Origin of the sequence: Saccharibacillus sacchari, from assembly GCF_037722395.1 — a bacterium.
In the GTDB taxonomy this organism is placed as follows: domain Bacteria; phylum Bacillota; class Bacilli; order Paenibacillales; family Paenibacillaceae; genus Saccharibacillus; species Saccharibacillus sacchari_A.
In genome coordinates this window covers 38971-58534 of record NZ_JBBKAR010000042.1, presented here as the reverse complement: position 1 = coordinate 58534, position 19564 = coordinate 38971, and the positions used below count along the sequence as shown (strand labels likewise).

Sequence of the window (19564 nt, the reverse complement as noted above, 5' to 3'; positions counted from 1 at the left end):
TATCCGTTAAGAGGATGACGGATACCCCTTCTTTTGGAATTCGCGCGAGCGAATGCCAGCATCGCGGAAGACGTCCCCATACGGAGGAATGAATAGAATGAAGACATTTAAAGATTTGGGGATTGCTCCCGAGGTGCTGGACCGTTTGCAAGCACAGGGTATTACCGTACCGACACCCGTACAAGCATCTTCGCTGCCTCTTGCGTTGCAAGGGCGCGACCTCATGGTGCAAGCACAAACAGGAACAGGGAAAACGTTGGCTTTTATCCTGCCGATCCTGGAAAAAATCGCCGCCGGACGCGAATGGCATGACGGCGGACGCTCGGAAGGCAAAGGCTTGCCGCCCGCGTTGGTCGTCGCGCCGACACGGGAGCTGGCTTTGCAAATCACGGTCGAAGCCCGCAAAATGGCCGGCCCGGAAATGCGGATCTTGTCTGTATACGGCGGTCAGGACGTAGAAGCCCAATTGCACAAGCTGAAAAGCGGCTGCGATCTGGTCATCGGTACGCCGGGACGTCTGCTCGACCATATTCGCCGCGAGACGCTTAATCTGAGCCGCGTCAAAACGCTGGTACTCGACGAAGCCGACCAAATGCTGCATATGGGCTTCCTGAAAGAAGTGCAGACGATCATCGAAGCGACGCCGCCGTCCCGCCAAACGATGTTGTTCTCGGCAACTTTGCCGGACAACGTACGTCATCTGGCCGGTGCGTATACCAAAGACGCCGAGCAGATCAGCATCACGCCGGCGGAAAAGATTCCGGCACGCAATATTCGCCAGATCGCGCTGGAATGCACGGATCGCAATAAATACGACGCGCTGAAGTTCCTGATCAACCGCGATAACCCTTATTTGGCGGTCGTATTCTGCCGTACCAAGCGCCGCGCTTCCAAGCTGAACGAAGAGCTGCAATTGGAAGGTTACAACTCTGCCGAATTGCACGGCGATCTGTCGCAAAACAAGCGCGAGCAGGTTATGCGCGCGTTCCGCGAAGCCCGTCTGCAAATCCTGATCGCGACGGACGTGGCTGCACGCGGTCTGGACGTGGAAGGCGTCTCGCACGTCTTCAACTTCGATATTCCGCAAGATACGGACAGCTATATCCACCGGATCGGCCGCACGGGCCGCGCAGGCGACAAAGGCCTGGCGTACACGTTCGTGACGCAGCGCGAGCAAAGCACGCTGGATCTGATCGAAGACGCGACCAAGCAGCGTCCGGAACGCGTCGTGTTCCAAAACGGCGGCATCATTCGCGTGAGCGATGCGACTCGTCGTCCGAACGAGAGCCGTGAAGGTCGCGACAGCCGCGAAGGTTCGGTCAAAGGCGGCGGAAGACGCGGCGCCGGCGGAGGCCGCAGCGGTCAGGAAGGCGGACGTGGTCGCCGCGGCGAAGGCGGTCGCAATCAAGGACGCGACGAAGGTTCGCGTAGCGGAACGCGCCGCGTAGCCGGCGGCGAAGACCGTGCCGGACGTGACGGCGCAGGCGCTAGCCGCCGGGGCGGAAGTTCCCGTGGCGAGAGCGCAGGGCGCGGCGGCGCGCGCAGCGAAAGCGGATCGAACAGCGCCGGAAGCGGTCGCGGAGGCCGCAACGGCGAATCCGGTCGCAGCGGCGGCTACAACCGCGGCGAGTCCGGCCGCTCGGAATCCGGCCGCGGCGGATCGTCGCGCGGTAACGGTTCCGAACGCAGCGGCAAAAGCGGCGGCACAGGCTCCGCCCGCAGCAACGGCGGCCGCAGCGATAACAACCGCGGCGGCAACGGCCGTGGCTCCGATTCAGGCAGCGGCCGCGGACGCCGCCGCTAAGGCCGGCTTCGCATTGCTCGCGATCTACGCAACCCGAGATATGGTTTGTTCCTCACGGGGTTCGTCCCTCGCGGGTCGACCGTATTGAATATATAGCTCGATGAGAAGAATCCCTGCATGCTTGGAGCGGGGATTCTTCTCGTTCAAATAAGTGTACGCGAGCACTTATTTTGACAATTCTCTCTCCAAAGCAAATCGATCCCGACCGATAGGCACTTCGGCGCTTTCTAAGACATGCAAGCAAACGCCTTAGAAAAAGGATTTTGTTGAATTTGCGTTTCCGAAAAGCAACTTCCGGAAGATCTGTCGCGGGACGTCGAAACAAATTAACGCAGCGATGCCGAAATCGTATACGCTTTAGATGCGAATCCAGCAGAGGGCGGGACGCTGGTTACCTCAAAGCGTGAACGAATTTATTACCTGTATCCGATTTCATTTAAAAAAAGAGTTTCCGACCCGTGTTCACGGTTCGGAAGCTCTTTTTTAGCTTGCCGTGGTATTCGTGTTCATCTTCTTCGTTTGTTCCTTATCCTTCGCTTTTCAAATTCCCATACATCTTGGTCATCAGCCCGCGAAACTGCTCCCGCTCATTCTCCGAGAAATTTCCGAAGGTCATGCTATCGATCTCCTCCACCGCGTCATGCACGCGCCGCGAAATCTCATGTCCTTCCGGCGTCAGGCGAATTCGCCAAACGCGCTGGTCGTTCGGATCGGAGAAACGTTCAACGAAGCCTGCCTGTTCAAGCCGGGTCAGCATAACAGTCAGCGTGGCCGGCTTGATATGCATGCGCTCCGCCAATTCTTTTTGATTTAATCCTTCATGGTTGGACAAAATAAAAAACACCGGAGCTTGTCCGGGATGGATGTCGAGGGTTTGGTGCACAGCGTGCATCCGACTATGGTGGGCGCGGAGCGTCCGGATAAATAGATGCGTCAACTCGTTGGAATCGGGCGGCACACGCAACCTCCTTTGATTTTAAAATCCGATACGTCAGGTATACCAGACAAAAGAATCAGGCGTCAATAGATCCCGTATAGCGAATATTGCGTATTACCTGTAATGAGTTCTACAAAAAAGTGTGGTTTTATCTGAATTTAGCAAAAATTGTTTTTCGCTATCAAAGGCTATGATTAAAAAGTAAGCACGAGAGGGAAGGTGACCGTATTGGCTTACAATTCTTATCGCAACGAAGAACCGCTATACACCATGATCGAACGTTTGCGGCATGAGCTGCTGAAGATCACGGAACATAAGAGTTTTTGTGACCGGGACGTTGTCGAATTAAGCCAGCGGTTGGATGCTTATATTGTACTCGCGCAGCGTCAGAAATCGGGACGTTCGGAAGTAGGAGCAAGATAGCTGCAACAACATGGCTTGCCAGAAGTCGACAGGAGTCTGACGGCTTTCGATTGAACCATTAAATGATGCTGAAGCCGTACAATGAAATCTCGTGAAAAAACCGTTTTGTCAAAAAGCATGGATTCCGGCCCCACCGATCCGTCTTTTGATCAAAGCGGTTTTTTTCTATACAAAATTTTAAAAGGCGAATCATGTTTACATTTTTTATTTTTTTATTTTTTTGTTATCTTGATGTACATACGCTTTGCAGTTACAATAAATTTAGCGTGGTTTCGCCTCGGAGGGCCTTACAAATCGCATTTGGATATTCAGTAATTTTTTGAACAAAAAGTAGCAATTATTCCGAAATATGTTATACTGCATATTAAATAAACTTTTTGGCTAAACTCTAACTTCACATAGAGAGGAATTCAAAATGAAGGATACCGGTATGATTCGTAGTTTGGATAGTCTCGGACGGATCGTGATCCCTAGTGAGATTCGGGGAACGAGAAATATCGAGATTGGCGATTCGTTGGAATTTTTCGTAACGGACGATGGCATGCTTGTAATGCGTAAGTATAAGTCGACGGAATGTTCATTCTGCCGCACGCTGGATAGCGTTGTGTATTACAAGGATCAATTCGTATGTGCTTCGTGTCTACAGGAACTCAAGCATGCGCCTGTTGTACCCGTGACTCAGGCTCCGACCATTGATGAATCTGCATCCAAAAAGCGGATTCGGGTGTCGGATATGTTGCCGCGCCTGGAGCAGGCGCTGATTGACCATCCAGAATCCAGTCAAAGCGAAATTGCTCAGATGTTGGGAATCAGTCAAAGTCGGGTAAGTCAGCTCAAAAAGCAGCTTAAGTACAAGTCCTAACTGATCGTCCTTAGTTTCCAAACTACCGATCCTATATTTTGCACGTGTTCGTTGTGCGACTTCCTGATGGAAGAGGTCCAAAAGCCAAGGGGGCTTTTGGGCCTTTTTGTCTTGGTTAACAAAATGTGCGGGTGCAAATTTAACTTGACATTTGATAATGATTATCAGTATCTTAAACAGTAATGAAGAAAGAATGAAGTTCCAATGAGGACAGGCATACGGACGTATACAAGCAACTACATTTGGTTTTCATATAAGGGCTCAAGACTTTTCGGAAGGGAATGGTTTACTTTATGTTCCGTTTAAGCACAACTAACCTTGATATCGCGTATGAGGATCGTCTGATCGTCAAGGATCTTAATATTGAAATTCCGCAGGGCAAAATCACGGCATTGGTCGGAGCGAATGGCTCGGGCAAATCGACGATCTTGAAAACGATGGCGCGTCTGATGCGTCCGAAAAACGGCAGCGTGCTGCTCGACGGCAAATCCATTCATAAGCAGTCGACCCGCGAAATCGCGAAGCAACTGGCGATTCTGCCACAGACACCTACCGCACCGGAAGGACTCACCGTAACGGAACTGGTTTCCTATGGACGTTTTCCTCACCAAAAAGGCTTCGGTACGCTGAAGGCCGAAGACAAAAAAGTCGTGGAATGGGCGCTTGACGTGACCAGTATGCGCGAATTCCATGACCGCCCGATCGACCAGCTTTCCGGCGGTCAGCGTCAACGTGCGTGGATTGCGATGGCACTGGCTCAGGAAACGGATATTTTGTTCCTGGACGAGCCCACTACGTATTTGGATATGGCGCATCAGCTCGAAGTGCTTCAACTGCTGTACGATTTGAACAAAACGCAGGGCCGTACGATCGTCATGGTGGTGCACGACTTGAACCATGCGTCCCGTTTTGCCCAACATATGATCGCGATCAAACAGGGGGAAGCTCTGGCTTCCGGCACGCCGCTCGAAGTCATGTGTCCGCTCGTCATGCACGAAGTGTTCGGCATCGAAGCGGATATCGTGACCGATCCGCGTACCGGCGTGCCTCTGTGTCTGCCGTACGCGCTCTACGCATTGTCGGAAGAACGCAAGCGCGATTCGGCTCCTCAAGGCAAAATGCCGCTCAATAACGGAAGCGGTAGCGAAGTGCGCCGTACCGCTTCGCAATAAGACCGTTTTGAAAAAGAAACCGTGTGTCGAACGTTATTCGGCATGCGGTTTTTACGTGTCTATGATCAATCGTACGTTTACGGAGACGGAAACCAGACAACGAACCTCTTTTTGTGACAACTATGTGAATAAAGGTTCAAATTAAGGATTTACACTTGCAATGTGAAAAATGTCACACTATAATAAGAGATATCAGGTGAACACATTCACAAACAAACCTGGTTAGCAAGGTGAACAATTTCACAATAAAGCGTCAGTCGACGCAAAGCCGGGTAGTTGTTATAAAATCTTTTTTTTACACGATTATGTACAAATTTTCACATGACTTTGCAAGCAAAGTTTTATCCCATAAAAAATTATCCTATTGGAGGAATTCACTCATGAAGATCGCAGTTATCGGTTGTACGCACGCAGGAACCGCCGCTATCGTCCGCACCGCCAAGCTTTACCCGGATGCCGAAATCACCGTATACGAGCGCAACGACAATATCTCTTTCCTGTCGTGCGGCATCGCGTTGTACGTCGGCGGCGTGGTCAAAGACCCCGACGGCCTGTTCTACTCTTCGCCGGAGCATCTGATGACCCTCGGCGTGCAAACGCGGATGCGCCACGAAGTGCTGAACGTTGACGCCGCAGGCAAAACGTTGACCGTGCGCAATCTGGAAAACGGCGAAGAGTTCGGCGACACGTTCGACAAGCTGATCGTGACAACCGGTTCGTGGCCGATCATTCCGAAGTTCGAAGGCATCGAGCTGGATAACATCATTTTGTCGAAAAACTTCAACCACTCCAACATGATTATCGAAAAAGCGAAAACCGCGAAAAACGTAGTCGTGATCGGAGCAGGCTATATCGGCGTCGAGCTGGTGGAAGCTTTTGAAATGAACGGCAAAAACGTGACCCTGATCGACGCGGAAAAACGGATTCTGAGCAAATACCTGGACGCCGAGTTTACCGATCGGATCGAAGACTCGCTGGTGGAGCAAGGCATTACGCTGGCATTGGACGAAAAAGTCGAACGCTTCGAAGGCAAAGACGGCAAAGTCCAAAAAGTCATTACGACCAAAGGCGAGCACGAAGCGGACATGGTCATCCTCTGCATCGGTTTCCGCCCGAATACCGATCTGCTCAAAGACCAAGTTGATATGCTGCCGAACGGCGCGATCCTGGTCGACAACTATATGGAAACGAGCGTCAAAGACGTGTACGCCGCCGGCGACAGCTGCGCGATCCGTTACAATCCGACAGGCAAAGCCGCTTACATCCCGCTCGCGACCAACGCCGTGCGTATGGGTACGCTGATCGCGCTGAACCTGGTCGAAAAGAAAATCGCCTACATGGGCACGCAAGGCACAAGCGGCATCAAAATCTATGAAGACAATATCGCCGCAACGGGCATGACCGAAGTGGCCGCCCGCGAAGCGGGACTGGACGTGGCCGTAGCGACGTTCGAAGACAACTACCGTCCGGAGTTCATGCCGGAATACGAAAAAGCGACGTTCAAGATCGTGTTCGAAAAAGACAGCCGACGCATCGTAGGAGCGCAACTCATGTCCAAAGTGGACCTGACGCAGTCGATCAACACGCTGTCGGTCTGCATTCAAAACCGAATGACGGTCGAAGAACTGGCCTTCGTCGATTTCTTCTTCCAACCGCACTACAACAAACCGTGGAACTACCTGAACTCGCTGGGCTTCGCGGCAATGGATGCGCAGCCGGTCTCGGACACGGAGGAGAGAGCGGCGCGGTCGGTGAAGGAGCAGACAAACGCGTGATGGCTTGAACGCGGGCTGCGGGAGAAATTCGTTTCGGTCGCGTGTTGCACTTGGGAAGCCGGATTGAATTTGAATAAGGGAGCTTCCCAACTGCAAAGGCGAACGCTAACGCTCCTACACTGAATTTCTCCCTCCGCCGGTCGGGGGCGTCCTCGCTCGGACTTTTGAATAAAATAAAAGATAAAAGATACAACATAAAAGCATAAAAAAGGCTGTTCCGGCTTGTATGCAGGCCGGGACAGCTTTTTTGGGTTGATGTGTATCACAGGACAAGAGACAAGAGAGGATATACGGCTTATTGGGTGTACCAGACCGGGACATCTCGCGTGAAGCCGTCGAAGTCGCTCCAGATTTGTTCGGAGCGTTGCAAGGTATCGCTGATTTCCGGTTCGCCGAAAGGGACGGCCCAGACGATGGCGTACAAGGATTCTACGGCGCAGTAGAGCGATAAGCGGCCGAAAAAGTGCGGGTCATAAGGGGCTGCGGCGAGGTAGCCGTCGAGTTGGCCGCGGGCGAAAGGCAGGCTGATCCGGCTGGTGAATGTGATCAGGCGATTAAAGTCGCGGTAAGGATCGCCGTAGTCGGAGCGGTTGAAGTCGATGATATGCAGGCTGCCGTCGGGAGCCAGGATCATGTTGCCGGGATGGTAATCGCCCTGGCGGAATCCCGGAGCGACGTTTTCCAGCAGCGGAAGCCGGGCTTCGATCTGCGCCAGCAGCTCGCGGTCGAACGGCAGAAGGTAGCCGCATTGCTCATAGGCGGCTTGTTTGCGTTGGATCTGCTTGCGCAAAGCGGCCGCGGGCGAGAGAGTTCCGGCCGGAGCGGGGAGCGTGTGCATGCGATGCAGATATTCTCCCGCGCGGCGTCCCAGACGGTATGCTTCGTCGTCGGACAGGCCGGGTAGCAGATCCTGTGCGTCTTTCCCTTCGATCCAGCTCAGCAGCGAGTAGACGAAAGGCCGGTTTTCCGAACGGTTCCGATCTTCCGGTGCGCCGCGATCTTCCGGTTCGTCTGGGTGATCGGAACCGTCGCATACGCCGAAAGCGAGCGGGCGAGACATCGGGATGCCCAGCGCGAAAGCTTGCCGTACGCGTTCGAACTCGGCTTTTTTCGCTTCGGCTGTTGAGGCTTCGGATACGCGCAGCAGCAAAGAGCCGCCGTCCCGCGTCCGAATCCGGTATTTGCGGTCGGGCGACCAGCCTTTGTCGATCGGCTCCGCCGCCGCCCAAGCGTCGGAACCGGGAATCGACGTCATCCAACCGGGAATCGCCAAACGCGTAGAATCGGGATCGTGCACCAAAGGTCACCGCCTGTTCAATAGAATCTTTTAATGGTATTCGACTCTTTTTTATCTGTATTCTACTCTATATCCGGATCTTGCGGGTACCTGTATGCGTCATCTGTCGAAAAACAAAACAGGGAATCGTCCGCATTGAAACGAGGGAAACCCCTAATGGACGGAGACGGAAATAAATATCTCGAAAATAAGTGAAAATATTCACTTTATCGCCGATAGTATGATGTTTATCACGTACTAGCCTGATCTTCTACGCTAAAATGGGGTACGAAAAGGAATTGTTCAAATTTTAGCTATAAAAGGGGACGACAACAATGGCTTACAACAAACCGCCGCAAATCGCAGAAGTTACGGTCGAGAACGGCGTCAAAAAGGCGCATAATACGCTTTCTTCCGTTCTGATTCTCGGCTTTTTGGCCGGTGCGTTTATTGCGCTGGGATTCCTGCTGGATATTCGGGTCATCGCCAATACGCCGGAAGAATGGGGCAGCATGGCGAACTTTATCGGGGCCGCCGTGTTCCCGGTCGGGCTGGTGCTGGTTCTGCTCGCGGGCGGGGAGTTGCTAACCGGCAATATGATGGCCGTGCCGCTGGCGCGCATGGCGCGGCGCATCACGACAGGCGAAATGCTCAAAAACCTCGTGTTGATCACGATCGCCAACTTTGCCGGCGCGATCTTCGTCGCGTACTTCTTCGGTCATATCGTCGGCCTCACCGCGTCGGGTCCTTATCTGGACAAGCTGGTCGATATGGCGGGACACAAGATCGACAGCACGTTCCTGCAATCGTTTATTTCCGGGATCGGTTGTAACTGGCTGGTGGCGCTGGCAGTATGGCTCAGTTACGGCGCGGACAATATGAGCGGAAAAATCCTCGGGATCTGGTTCCCTACGATGGCGTTTGTCGCGATTGGCTTCCAGCACGTTGTGGCGAATATGTTCCTGATCCCGGCGGCGATCTTCGAAGGACATTTTACATGGGCCCAGTATTTTGCGAATTTCGTACCGGTATGGCTCGGCAACCTAACAGGCGGAGCGATCTTCGTCGCCGCCGCGTATTGGGGCACTTACCTGCGCAAGCCTGCCGAACATCAAGCCGTTTCGGCTGAACAAGGCAGTTACGGCACTCCGGAGTTGAAAAAGAACGCCTGAGAAATCTTCAATATTTTCGAGCTAAAAAAGAACCTGTAGAACGTCGCGAAGAAGGCGGCGTGCACAGGTTCTTTTGTGTCCATAAATTCTCTCTTGTCGCACCAATATTACTTTGTTTGCAGCCTGCACGTACTAAGTACGTTCTTCGGTCAGGATCTGCGACACTTCCGGGGCACGGTAGGCTTGCATCTGATCCAGCAGCGCCGAAGGCTCTTGAGCTGTCAGCAAGATCTCCCGATGTTGGGGCGTGACGAATCCTTCGCCGGTCATCCGGTCGAACAAAGCGATCAGCGGATCATAATAACCTGCGGCATTCAAGACGCCGATCGGTTTGGTGTGCAGACCAAGTTGTGCCCACGTGAAAACTTCGAAATATTCTTCCATCGTGCCGGAGCCGCCGGGCAATGTGATGAAGCCTTCGGCAAGTTCGGCCATTTTGGCTTTGCGTTCGTGCATCGATTCGACCATAATCAGCTCGGTCAAACCCAAATGCGCGATTTCGCGGGTCTGCATGAACGTAGGCAGCACGCCGATCGCGCTTCCGCCATTGTCCAGCACCGCATCGGCGACCGCGCCCATCAGGCCGACCCGCGAGCCGCCGTAGACAAGCGTGATTCCGCGTTTGGCCATCTCAAGACCGAGCGCGCGTGCACTTTCCATGTAAGCGGGCGAGGCGCCTTCTCTCGAACCGCAGAATACGGCAATGCTGTTTGGCATGATGTGCATCTCTCCTTTTTTGGAAAATGGATAAAACCTGTTATTGCATTAGGCTCAATATAACATAGCATCGTCGAAGCCGACAGACAGACGGCAAAGGAGGCAGGCGTTCAGCCGATAAAATGCGATTTGAACGAAAAACATGTCCCGGCACCGAACCTCAAGCCTCGCCTACGAGTATTGCCACGTATATAGAGCTTTCCCGTTCTCGTCCTGCGCTTCGATATACAGCAGATTCGATTCCATGATCTCGCCGTCGTCGGCAATCAGATAGGTGGCCTGATCGGGTTTGATCGGAATCAGAACCGGACCGTTTTCGTAGACCATCACGATCGTGCGAATCCGTTCGTCGTTCACGTTGCCGCCGACCCAACGAATATCGGAGTCGGTTTTTGAATTGATTCCTGTCGTTCCGTTGCCCGGCACGAAGGGCAACGGCTTGCCTTCATCGGTCAATTCGGGAGAGAAGCTCATGCGTTCGTAGACGTAGCCGTTTCCTTTGCGTTTGGCGAGCACGACTCCTTGATAGGGCTCGCCTTCGTACCGGTACGGGAAAGAAGCCAAGATATGATCGCCTTCGATAATCTCGGCGTCGATATGAATCCCGTCCACTTGGTGCTTGTATTCGTAAGCCGCTGCTTGTTTCACGATATCTTCCAGCGACTTGCCCGTTATCGTTTTGTCCCGAACCGTGAATCCGGTATTGTGCGCAAGATCCACTTCTTCCGGATCGTACATCGTTTGGACTTCCGGCACGTTTTGCCAGGCTTGGCTCGGTTCTGTTTGACCGTCGCTTTTCCAGCTATATCCTTGCGAAGCCGATACATAACCGATCAAAGGACGCTGCTGATCCGGGTGACGTTCGACGGGAGCCAGGCGGTCGGTCACGACCTTCGCCGCCCATTCGGTAGGCGAGCAAGCGGTTAGAGCCAACAGGCTTGCCATTGCGACCACAACCGGCATCCCTAATTTTTTTCCGAGCAAAGTATTCTCCTCCTTGAGCGAACGCGTGATGATTGAACATCGTACATACAATAGACGCATTCCGGCAACAAAAAGTCATGCAAAATAAATTCGCCTTCACAAGTCCGGGGGAAGGAGCTTGTGAAGGCGAATTTCGGGAGTGGTCCATGATATGGCAGCAGGTACAGTTCATGAAGGGGACATCACTTACCGCCTATTTGCCAATGCTTTTAAATAACCTTTACTTCATCCGGTTGAAACACTTGTACGCTAACCTTGCGAAAAAATATTTTGCCGAAAAATTATGCTACAATGAAGGCCTGGAAGAATTTACGATTTCATGTGAGAAAGGAGCCGTCTGTCATGTCCATGACTGAACGGCCTAGCGGTGTGTTTCCGGCAGTCTGCCCGCTTGATTGCCCGGACACCTGCGGCCTGCTGCTGCACAAGGAAGAAGGTAAGATCGTCAAAGTCACAGGCAATCCGCATCATCCCGCGACCAAAGGGGCGATCTGCAATAAAGTCAGGCATATGGCCGAAAAGGTCTATCACCCGGATCGGTTGCTCTATCCAATGAAGCGTTCCGGTCCAAAAGGATCGGGGCGCTTTATGCGCATTTCGTGGGCAGAGGCGCTTACGGAAATCGCTGAAAAGTTCCAATCTTTGTCCGCCGAGCATGGAGCCGAATCCATACTGCCTTACAGTTTCTATGGCAATATGGGCGTGCTGAACGCCGAAGGCATGGACCGGCGTTTCTTCGGCAAACTGGGGGCTTCCAAGCTTGCGTATACGATCTGCAACTCGGCGGGAAATACCGGCTGGAAGTATACGATGGGCTTCGGCGGAGGTTCAAGCCCGGAAGATACGCTGAACGCCAAGCTGTTTATCGTCTGGGGCGGCAATATCGTTAGCACGAGCATGCACCAGGCCGTACTGATGGAACAAGCCCGCAAAAACGGAGCGAAGATCATGGTGATCGACGCGCATAAAAATTTGACCGGACGCCGGGCCGATTGGTTTATTCCGCTTTATCCGGGCACGGATACGGCGCTTGCGCTGGGGATAATGAACGTATTGTTCGAACGCGGACTGACGGACGAAGCGTTCCTTCAAGCGCATACCGTTGGACACGAGGAGCTGCGCGAGCACGCCAAAGAGTACACGCCGGAGCGGGTATCGCGTATTACGGGGGTTCCGGCCGACGATATCGTTACGTTGGCGATGCTCTACGGCGAGACATCGCCGAGCCATATCCATATCGGCAACGGGCTGCAACATCACGACAACGGCGGAATGGCCGTGCGGACGGTATCTTGCTTGCCGGCTTTGACCGGACAATGGACATGCGGCGGCGGAGCGTTCAAGTCCAACGGCGCCTACGCTTCGCTGAACGACGACGCGCTGACGCGTCCGGATCTGCGTCCGAATCCCGGCGTGCGCACGATCAATATGAACAAGCTGGCCGACGCTCTGCTGACGCTGGAGCCGAAAGTGAGAGGGCTGTTCGTGTTTGGCAGCAATCCCGCCGTCGTCGCGCCGGAATCCGACCGCGTGCGGCAAGGACTGGAGCGGGAAGACCTGTTTACCGTCGTGCACGAGCTATTCCTGACCGATACGGCCAAATACGCGGACATCGTGCTGCCTGCCACGTCCAGCTTCGAAAATACCGATCTGTATACGTCGTACTGGCATCATTATGTGCAGCTTCAGGAGCCTGCGATCGAACCTGCCGGCGAGAGTAAAAGCAACTTCGAACTGTTCAGCCTGTTGGCTCAAGCGATGGGGTTCGAAGAAGACGCTTTCCGCGAAACGGAAAACCAGGTCGTGCGCGCGGCATTGGACAACCCGGACAATCCTTATTTAAAAGGCGTCACGCTGGAGCGTCTGCAAACCGAACGTTTCGTTGAGCTGGATATGTCGCCGAAAGCCGACTATCTCCAACGTTTGACGACGCCTTCGGGCAAAATCGAACTGTACTCGGAGCAGCTTCAGGCACTCGGCCTTCCGCCGCTTCCGACCTACATGCCGCTTGAGGAAGGCTTTGACGGCGAAAATCGCGAGCATAAGCATCCCGCATACCCGCTCATGTTCGTCAGCCCGCCCAACCACAACTTCCTGAACTCCACCTTCGCCAACGTAGAAAAGCACCAGTCGATGGAAAAAGAACCGCTGCTCCAAATCCATCCTCAAGACGCCGCAACCCGGGGCATCGAAGACGGACAGCGGGTCGAAGCTTACAACGCGCGCGGCGTCTATGTGTTAAAGGCCGTCGTCACCGACCTGATGCTGCCGGGAACCGTCGTCAGCCAGGGACTATGGTGGAACGCCAATCCGGGCGAAAATGCTCCAAACAAACGCCGCTTGGCGAATGCCCTCACGTCTTCCCGAATCGCCGACATGGGCGGCGGCGCCACCTTCTTTTCAACGACCGTCGAAGTCAGACATGCTCAGGAAACATAGACACCGAAGCCAGAATCATGTTTTTTATAAAAATATAATAACCTGCCGAGAAAGTCCGACGTAGCTGGAAGCGAGAAGACGGAGAGAAAAATTCAGGTCAAGACGCCTTTGAACTCGGAAAATTCCTTATTTAAATCCAATCCATTTTCCGAGTGAGACAGCGGCTTGAACGAATTTTTCTCGCAGTCTTCTCGCTTCCCTCGCCAAAGTAACTTTTCCGCCAGCCTCAGCTCGACAAAGAAAGGAAACAGAACGTACATGAACTGGCTTCAACGTTATCCCAAAGAAATCCAGGCTTTGCTGCTGGCAAGCCTGATCAACTCCACCGGCAGCGCACTGATGTGGCCGCTGACGACGATGTATGTGTTCGGCGAGCTGGGTCGCAGCATGCAGGACGCCGGACTGGTCATTTTGCTGCAATCGCTCGGCGGGATCGCCGGGCAGTTGGTCGGCGGCGCGATGTACCATCGAATCGGCGTGAAAAAACTGCTGGTCGGTTCGCTGTTGATCAACGCGTTATCCCTGTTTGCTTTGCCGATCGTTAGCGCTCACTGGGGACTGTACATGGTGACGATGCTGATCGTCGGCTTCAGCAACGCCATGACGCTGCCGGCGATCCAGGCGTTTATCGGTTTCCGTTTCGCTTCGCGCAGAGGCGAGATTTTCAATACGATCTATGTCGGCAACAATATCGGCGTCGCGTTGGGTACGGCGCTGAGCGGCCCGCTGGCTCAACTTTCGTTTCCGCTGACCTTCGTGCTGAACGGCTGTACGTGCTTGCTGTTCGCCGTTTATTTCTTCGTTTATTTGAAGCGCGTCGACCGGGCGGGAGAACTGCATGTCGAAGCGAAGACGTCCAAGCGCGAGCAAAAAGCGCTGCCGCTGCTCAAAAACACCCGTGTCTACCTGTACATGGGGATCGGCGCGCTGTTCCTGTGGCTGGGCAATTGTATCTGGAACGGAGGCGTATCGCCGGCGATTCTGTCGGAAGGCAAGCCGCCGTCCCACTACAGCATCCTTTGGACGATGAACGGCGTGCTGATCTTTGCGCTTCAGCCGCTGATCTCCTGGATGAAGCGTTCTTTCGCCCGCAAGCCGGAATCGCAGATGACAGCGGGCAGTCTTTTTTATCTCGCCGGGTATCTGGTCATCTTGTTGTTCCCGCAATACGGAGCGCTGGTCGCGGCCATGTTCCTGGCGACGATCGGGGAGATATTGTTCCAACCCGCGATGCCTGCCTTTATCTCCGAGCGTACCAGCGCCAATGCGCCGTTCTATCTCGGGGTATCCGGCGGTATCGGGCAAGCGGGTCGCGTCATCGGGCCTTATATTATGGGGATTTTGTATGACCGCGGCGGGCTTGGGCCTGTCGCGTGGCTGGCTGTATCGGCGGCGATCCTGTCCTGCTTGTTTTTCGTGCTGAACCATCGCCTGCAACGTTCGCCAAAAGCACTCACTATCGAATAGAGCAGAGATAAGATGCAGGACTGGATTACAAAAAGCCTTTTAGCTTGTTTTGAATAGCAGCAGAGGAGGAGCGGGGATGCAGCGGACGATCGAAAACGAAGTGACGATTCGCGAATCGACGATAAAGGATGCCAAGCCGTTGATGCGGATCGATAAGCTGGTGTGGAATTCTCGCAACTCGCCGCAGATTCCCGTCTGGAAGTCGCGTACGCATTATTTGCGCAACTGCCCGCCGGAGAATCAATTAGTGGCCGAATGCGACGGGATCGTGGTGGGCTGTATCGGCTGGCGGCCGCCGACGCTCATGTTCAGCAACGCGCATGTGGCGGAGATCTATATCGCGGTACATCCGGCGTATCAAGGGATGGGCGTCGGTCGGAAGCTGATCGCGGCCATCAAGCTGCATACCATGCGTCGGGGCGTGAAAAAACTGCGCCTGCGCGTGCTATCCACCAACGAAGACGCGATCCGCTTCTATTTGCGCTGCGGGTTCACCATCGAGGGCAAGTTGGAGCGGGAGTATCACATAGACGGGAAGTTCGTCGATGACGTACTCATGAGCTGCTGGCTTCTGTAAAAGGGCATGGATCAACCTGTTTAGAAAAGAGGCCGCTTCGCGCCCCATTCTTCGTCCAGCATCCCGTAGACCGCATGATCCACGTAACCGTCGTCCAGCTTCTCGGCTTGACGCAGCACGCCTTCCAGCAAAAAGCCGAGCCGTTCGGGAATGCCCCGACTGCGCTGGTTGTTCGTCGCGCAGCGAATCTCGATCCGATGCAGACCCAGTTCGATAAAGGCATAGTCGATTAGCGCCCGTGAGGCCAGCGACATCAAGCCCCGCCCTTCGAACGCTTCGCCGAGCCAGTAGCCGATCTGGGTCGAACGGCTGCGCCAATTGATCTCGTGAAAGCCGATGACTCCAGCCAATTGTTCGCGTTCCCACAAGCCGGCCGTAATCGCGTCGTTTTCTGCGTAAAGCCGGGCGGCATTGCCGATAAATTCCTCGGCATCTTCAAGCTCCTGTAACTGCTGCGTCCAAGGCATCCAGGGACCCAGCGTATGGCGCGAGCCTTCGATCAGTTGAAGCAGCTCCCTTGCATGACCGCTGCGCAGCGGCTTAAGCTGTACGGATTCTTTTAACGGCAGGCTGAACATGAAGAAGTCTCCTTTTCGCGGGGATGATGTTTCTTATGCTACTCCAACCCGCCCGGTGCGTCAAAAGCGTCCAAGCAGTCCATAGAGGGAAAAGACAGGCGTTTTTATTGAATGGAAAGGCCGATTTGCGTTATATTGAAGTGTAGAGCAAGAGCAGAGGCCGAAAAGATTAGACATAACGGTTAAAAACCGGTATACCCGGGCATAATGAAAGGTTGATCGATGTGGAGAACGCCAAGACCCCACCGAATTTTATTAAAAGCATTATTGAAGAAGATTTGAAAAGCGGCAAAGTCAAAGAAATCGTAACCCGTTTCCCGCCGGAGCCTAACGGTTACATGCACATCGGGCACGTTCGCGCGATCTTTATCGACTTCGCCTTGGCTGACGAGTTCGGCGGACGTACCAACCTGCGTTTCGACGATACGAACCCGGTCAAGGAAGACGTCGAATACGTGAACTCGATCAAGGAAGATATCAAGTGGCTCGGATTCGAATGGGATAATCAGTATTACGCTTCGGATTATTTCGACGAAATGTACGAGCGCGCCGTGCTGCTGATCAACAAAGGGCTCGCTTATGTCGACGATCAATCGGCCGACGAGATTCGCGAGAACCGGGGCACGCTGACCGAGCCGGGCAAAAATAGTCCGTACCGCGACCGTCCCGTTGAAGAAAACCTGGATCTGTTCACGCGTATGCGCAACGGCGAGTTCCAAAACGGCGAACGCGTGCTGCGCGCGAAAATCGATATGGCATCGCCGAACATCAACCTGCGCGATCCGGTCATTTACCGCATCTCGCATACGACGCACCACAATACGGGCGACAAATGGTGCATCTACCCGATGTACACGTACGCGCACCCGCTGGAAGATGCGATCGAAGGCGTAACGCATTCCTTGTGTTCGCTCGAATTCGAAGATCAACGCCCGTTCTACGATTGGGTCGTGCGCGAGTGCGAGATGGAAGCCCAGCCGCACCAATACGAATTCGGACGCCTAAACGTCTCGACGATGGTGACGAGCAAGCGCAAGCTGCGCAAGCTGGTCGAAGAAAACCTGGTCGACGGCTGGGACGATCCGCGTATGCCGACGATCTCCGGGATGCGCCGCCGCGGCTACACGCCGGAAGCGATCAAGGCGTTCATTTACGAGACAGGCATTTCGCGCAGCCAGGGTCTGGTGGATATCCAAACGCTGGAGCATTTCGTTCGCGAAGACCTGAAGCTTAAAGCACCGCGCACGATGGCGATCCTGCGTCCGCTCAAAGTAGTCATCACCAACTATCCGGAAGGCGAAAGCGAACTGCTGCCAGCCGAAAACAACACCGAAAACGAAGAAATGGGCATTCGCCAAATTCCGTTTTCGCGCGAAATCTATATCGAACAGGACGACTTCATGGAAGAGCCGGTCAGCAAATATTTCCGACTGTTCCCGGGTAACGAAGTTCGTCTGAAGCACGCCTACTTTATCAAATGCCACGACTTTATCAAAGACGAGAACGGCAATGTCGTCGAGATCCACTGCACGTACGACGTGGAAACGAAAAGCGGCAGCGACTTCAACGCACGCAAAGTCAAGGGCACGATCCACTGGGTCGACGCTTCCGCAGCCGTTCCGGCCGAATTCCGTCTGTACGAGCCGCTGCTCGGCGAAGACGAGGAATCGGAAGAACTGGCGACGGACGAGACGAACGACGTATCCGCGGACGAAGTGGACGATTTCCTGAAAAAGGTCAACAAAGACTCGCTCGAAATCGTGCACGGTTTCGTGGAGCCGCAGCTTCAAGACGCGCAAGCGCAAGACAAGTTCCAATTTTTCCGTCACGGTTACTTCAACGTCGATCCGAAGCTGTCCGAAGCCGGCAAGCCGGTGTTTGGCCGGATCGTATCCATGAAAAGTTCGTTCAAGCTGCCGAAGAAATAAAACGAAGTTTACGGTGATTCATATCGAAAGGTCCCGTTCTCCATGCGCCGGAGAATCGGGACCTTTTTGGCATACGGTCGTTTTTCGCTAGTGACGTTCCCGTTATCGCTTGGCGTTGGCCGAAGCCGCCGCCGGAGCGAGTTGCCCGCTTCGGTGCAGCGTGTAGCCCATCGCGGCGAAGCCGACGGCTCCGATCACGGACAGCACGGTGCCGCTCTGGTACATCATCGGCGCGCCGAAATTGTCGAACATCCAGCCGCCGAGAATGCCCGCCACGATGCCCGATACGCCGCTCCATGACAAAGTGAACAGCGCCTGTCCCGTTCCCCGGTACGCGGTCGGCACGAACATGCTCGTCATCAGCGTGCCCACGTAGAAGTAGCCGGCATACGTCACGCTGTGCAGCATCTGGATATACACGATGTGCATCGGATCGGTCACGGTCGACATCAGATACCAACGAACGGCGAACAGCGCGCTCACGACCGTCAGGCACACCATCATAAAGCCCAATCTTTTACGGAAAAAGCGGTCGAACAGCAGGAAAAATAACGCTTCGACAGCCGATGCGGAAAAGACGGCCCAACCGACCATCTGACGCGATCCGCCGAGGTCGGTGATATAGAGCGTCATGAACGTCCCGTTCATCGCATTCGGAATCGAGACGAACACGCCGAGCAGCAGAAAGGCCGCGAAAGTCGGATTGGCCAGGACTTTGCCGAATCCGCCGGGAGCGACCACGTTGGTGGCGGCCGGGCGACGCAGCGACGGTAACACCACAGCTGTCAGCAGCGTCGCGCCGAGCAGCCCGGTGAATAACCAAGGCACCCCCGGAGACGTTCCGACGCGATCAATCACGAAGCCTGCCGCCGCGGCCGTCAATGCCCAGCCGAGCGATCCCCAGAGGCGGAAGCCGCCGAATTTGCGATCCGTGCCGTCGATATAGCCCAGAATCATGGTGTTGCTTTGCGCGAAGACCGGACTTTGGAAAAAGTAGAAGGCGATCATCGCCAGATAGATCATCGCATACGACTGCACGTGAAAAACGAACTGCGACAGCACCAAAGTACCGGCCAGCATCAGAATCAGCATCCGCCGCGTATTTTCCATCCGGTCGCCCAAATATCCCCAGAACGGATTGGCAACCAGAGACACGAACGGCCCGATCGCCATTAACGTTCCGATCTCCAACTTGCTCATGCCCCCGTCTTGCAAATAAAGCGGGAAAAAGCTGGCGAAGACCGCGATTGCACCGTATAGGAAGAAATTGAAGGCTTTGAGTGGGAGGAAAGGCGAAGGACTTGCGGGAAGGGTTTGAGGTTGATTGGTTTGTGGTTGGGACACGTCGAGCACGCTCCTTGCGGGAATAGGTCTTCGACCTAATAAGTAAGGGCTTTCATTTCATGTAAGGTTTAATAAGGGAACCAAGCTGGACGGCAGGGTCCCTAATCGA

At 54.2% G+C, this 19564-nt stretch carries 16 protein-coding genes; 10 read left to right on the top strand and 6 right to left on the bottom strand.

Annotated elements, in window-relative coordinates; genetic code table 11:
• The first annotated feature begins 97 nt into the window (after window positions 1-97).
• Window positions 98-1804, top strand: a complete 1707-nt coding sequence (locus tag WKI47_RS15780) for a DEAD/DEAH box helicase (protein WP_340228120.1) — start codon at window positions 98-100, stop codon at window positions 1802-1804.
• Window positions 1805-2330: 526 nt separating this feature from the next.
• Here the strand turns inward: WKI47_RS15780 and WKI47_RS15775 are convergent.
• On the bottom strand, window positions 2331-2762 hold the full coding sequence (locus WKI47_RS15775) for a MarR family transcriptional regulator (RefSeq protein WP_340228119.1): 432 nt from the start codon (window positions 2760-2762) through the stop codon (window positions 2331-2333).
• 198 nt (window positions 2763-2960) lie between these two features.
• Between WKI47_RS15775 and WKI47_RS15770 the strand changes: the two genes are divergently transcribed.
• The 4 genes from WKI47_RS15770 (at window position 2961) to WKI47_RS15755 (ending at window position 6973) form a co-directional block, all read left to right on the top strand.
• Window positions 2961-3164 carry an aspartyl-phosphate phosphatase Spo0E family protein gene (locus tag WKI47_RS15770; protein WP_340228118.1) on the top strand — a complete coding sequence of 68 codons (204 nt, stop codon included), beginning with the start codon at window positions 2961-2963 and terminating at the stop codon, window positions 3162-3164.
• Window positions 3165-3579: 415 nt separating this feature from the next.
• Window positions 3580-4026, top strand: a complete 447-nt coding sequence (locus WKI47_RS15765) for an AbrB/MazE/SpoVT family DNA-binding domain-containing protein (protein ID WP_340228117.1) — start codon at window positions 3580-3582, stop codon at window positions 4024-4026.
• Window positions 4027-4319: 293 nt separating this feature from the next.
• On the top strand, window positions 4320-5198 hold the full coding sequence (locus tag WKI47_RS15760; RefSeq protein ID WP_340228116.1) for an ABC transporter ATP-binding protein: 879 nt from the start codon (window positions 4320-4322) through the stop codon (window positions 5196-5198).
• A gap of 380 nt (window positions 5199-5578) precedes the next feature.
• Window positions 5579-6973, top strand: a complete 1395-nt coding sequence (locus WKI47_RS15755) for an FAD-dependent oxidoreductase (RefSeq protein ID WP_340228115.1) — start codon at window positions 5579-5581, stop codon at window positions 6971-6973.
• A gap of 295 nt (window positions 6974-7268) precedes the next feature.
• On the opposite strand, the gene WKI47_RS15750 is transcribed toward WKI47_RS15755, so the two are convergent.
• Window positions 7269-8270, bottom strand: a complete 1002-nt coding sequence (locus WKI47_RS15750; protein ID WP_340228114.1) for a phosphotransferase family protein — start codon at window positions 8268-8270, stop codon at window positions 7269-7271.
• A gap of 314 nt (window positions 8271-8584) precedes the next feature.
• On the opposite strand from WKI47_RS15750, the gene WKI47_RS15745 reads away from it, so the two are divergent.
• Window positions 8585-9421: a formate/nitrite transporter family protein gene (locus WKI47_RS15745; RefSeq protein WP_340228113.1), complete on the top strand. Its 837-nt coding sequence runs from the start codon at window positions 8585-8587 to the stop codon at window positions 9419-9421.
• Between the two features lie 132 nt (window positions 9422-9553).
• Here WKI47_RS15745 and WKI47_RS15740 read toward each other — a convergent pair whose 3' ends face one another.
• Both WKI47_RS15740 and WKI47_RS15735 read right to left on the bottom strand, forming a co-directional pair.
• Window positions 9554-10138, bottom strand: coding sequence for a TIGR00730 family Rossman fold protein (locus WKI47_RS15740; protein WP_340228112.1), 585 nt, complete (start codon window positions 10136-10138; stop codon window positions 9554-9556).
• Between the two features lie 171 nt (window positions 10139-10309).
• Window positions 10310-11122: a hypothetical protein gene (locus tag WKI47_RS15735; RefSeq protein WP_340228111.1), complete on the bottom strand. Its 813-nt coding sequence runs from the start codon at window positions 11120-11122 to the stop codon at window positions 10310-10312.
• A 348-nt stretch (window positions 11123-11470) separates the two neighbouring features.
• On the opposite strand from WKI47_RS15735, the gene WKI47_RS15730 reads away from it, so the two are divergent.
• The 3 genes from WKI47_RS15730 to WKI47_RS15720 all read left to right on the top strand — a co-directional run bounded on the left by WKI47_RS15730 (window position 11471) and on the right by WKI47_RS15720 (window position 15605).
• Entirely contained in the window at window positions 11471-13561 is a 2091-nt protein-coding gene (locus WKI47_RS15730; protein WP_425355472.1) for a molybdopterin-containing oxidoreductase family protein, read from the top strand.
• A gap of 258 nt (window positions 13562-13819) precedes the next feature.
• Window positions 13820-15028 carry an MFS transporter gene (locus tag WKI47_RS15725; RefSeq protein ID WP_340228109.1) on the top strand — a complete coding sequence of 403 codons (1209 nt, stop codon included), beginning with the start codon at window positions 13820-13822 and terminating at the stop codon, window positions 15026-15028.
• Window positions 15029-15104: 76 nt separating this feature from the next.
• Window positions 15105-15605, top strand: coding sequence for a GNAT family N-acetyltransferase (locus tag WKI47_RS15720; RefSeq protein ID WP_340228108.1), 501 nt, complete (start codon window positions 15105-15107; stop codon window positions 15603-15605).
• Window positions 15606-15625: 20 nt separating this feature from the next.
• Here WKI47_RS15720 and WKI47_RS15715 read toward each other — a convergent pair whose 3' ends face one another.
• Window positions 15626-16183 carry a GNAT family protein gene (locus tag WKI47_RS15715; protein WP_340228107.1) on the bottom strand — a complete coding sequence of 186 codons (558 nt, stop codon included), beginning with the start codon at window positions 16181-16183 and terminating at the stop codon, window positions 15626-15628.
• Between the two features lie 224 nt (window positions 16184-16407).
• Between WKI47_RS15715 and WKI47_RS15710 the strand changes: the two genes are divergently transcribed.
• Window positions 16408-18111 (top strand): glutamine--tRNA ligase/YqeY domain fusion protein, encoded by a 1704-nt coding sequence (locus WKI47_RS15710; RefSeq protein WP_340228106.1) that lies wholly within the window; start codon window positions 16408-16410, stop codon window positions 18109-18111.
• 102 nt (window positions 18112-18213) lie between these two features.
• Here WKI47_RS15710 and WKI47_RS15705 read toward each other — a convergent pair whose 3' ends face one another.
• Window positions 18214-19455, bottom strand: coding sequence for an MFS transporter (locus WKI47_RS15705; protein ID WP_340228105.1), 1242 nt, complete (start codon window positions 19453-19455; stop codon window positions 18214-18216).
• Window positions 19456-19564: the final 109 nt, after the last annotated feature.

Excerpts from the sequence above, each read along its gene's own strand:
- WKI47_RS15780 (WP_340228120.1), top strand. The coding sequence starts at position 98 with ATGAAGACATTTAAAGATTTGGGGATTGCTCCCGAGGTGCTGGACCGT.
- WKI47_RS15765 (WP_340228117.1), top strand. The coding sequence starts at position 3,580 with ATGAAGGATACCGGTATGATTCGTAGTTTGGATAGTCTCGGACGGATC.
- WKI47_RS15760 (WP_340228116.1), top strand. The coding sequence starts at position 4,320 with ATGTTCCGTTTAAGCACAACTAACCTTGATATCGCGTATGAGGATCGT.
- WKI47_RS15755 (WP_340228115.1), top strand. The coding sequence starts at position 5,579 with ATGAAGATCGCAGTTATCGGTTGTACGCACGCAGGAACCGCCGCTATC.
- WKI47_RS15745 (WP_340228113.1), top strand. The coding sequence starts at position 8,585 with ATGGCTTACAACAAACCGCCGCAAATCGCAGAAGTTACGGTCGAGAAC.
- WKI47_RS15740 (WP_340228112.1), bottom strand. The coding sequence starts at position 10,138 with ATGCCAAACAGCATTGCCGTATTCTGCGGTTCGAGAGAAGGCGCCTCG.
- WKI47_RS15730 (WP_425355472.1), top strand. The coding sequence starts at position 11,471 with ATGACTGAACGGCCTAGCGGTGTGTTTCCGGCAGTCTGCCCGCTTGAT.
- WKI47_RS15725 (WP_340228109.1), top strand. The coding sequence starts at position 13,820 with ATGAACTGGCTTCAACGTTATCCCAAAGAAATCCAGGCTTTGCTGCTG.
- WKI47_RS15720 (WP_340228108.1), top strand. The coding sequence starts at position 15,105 with ATGCAGCGGACGATCGAAAACGAAGTGACGATTCGCGAATCGACGATA.
- WKI47_RS15715 (WP_340228107.1), bottom strand. The coding sequence starts at position 16,183 with ATGTTCAGCCTGCCGTTAAAAGAATCCGTACAGCTTAAGCCGCTGCGC.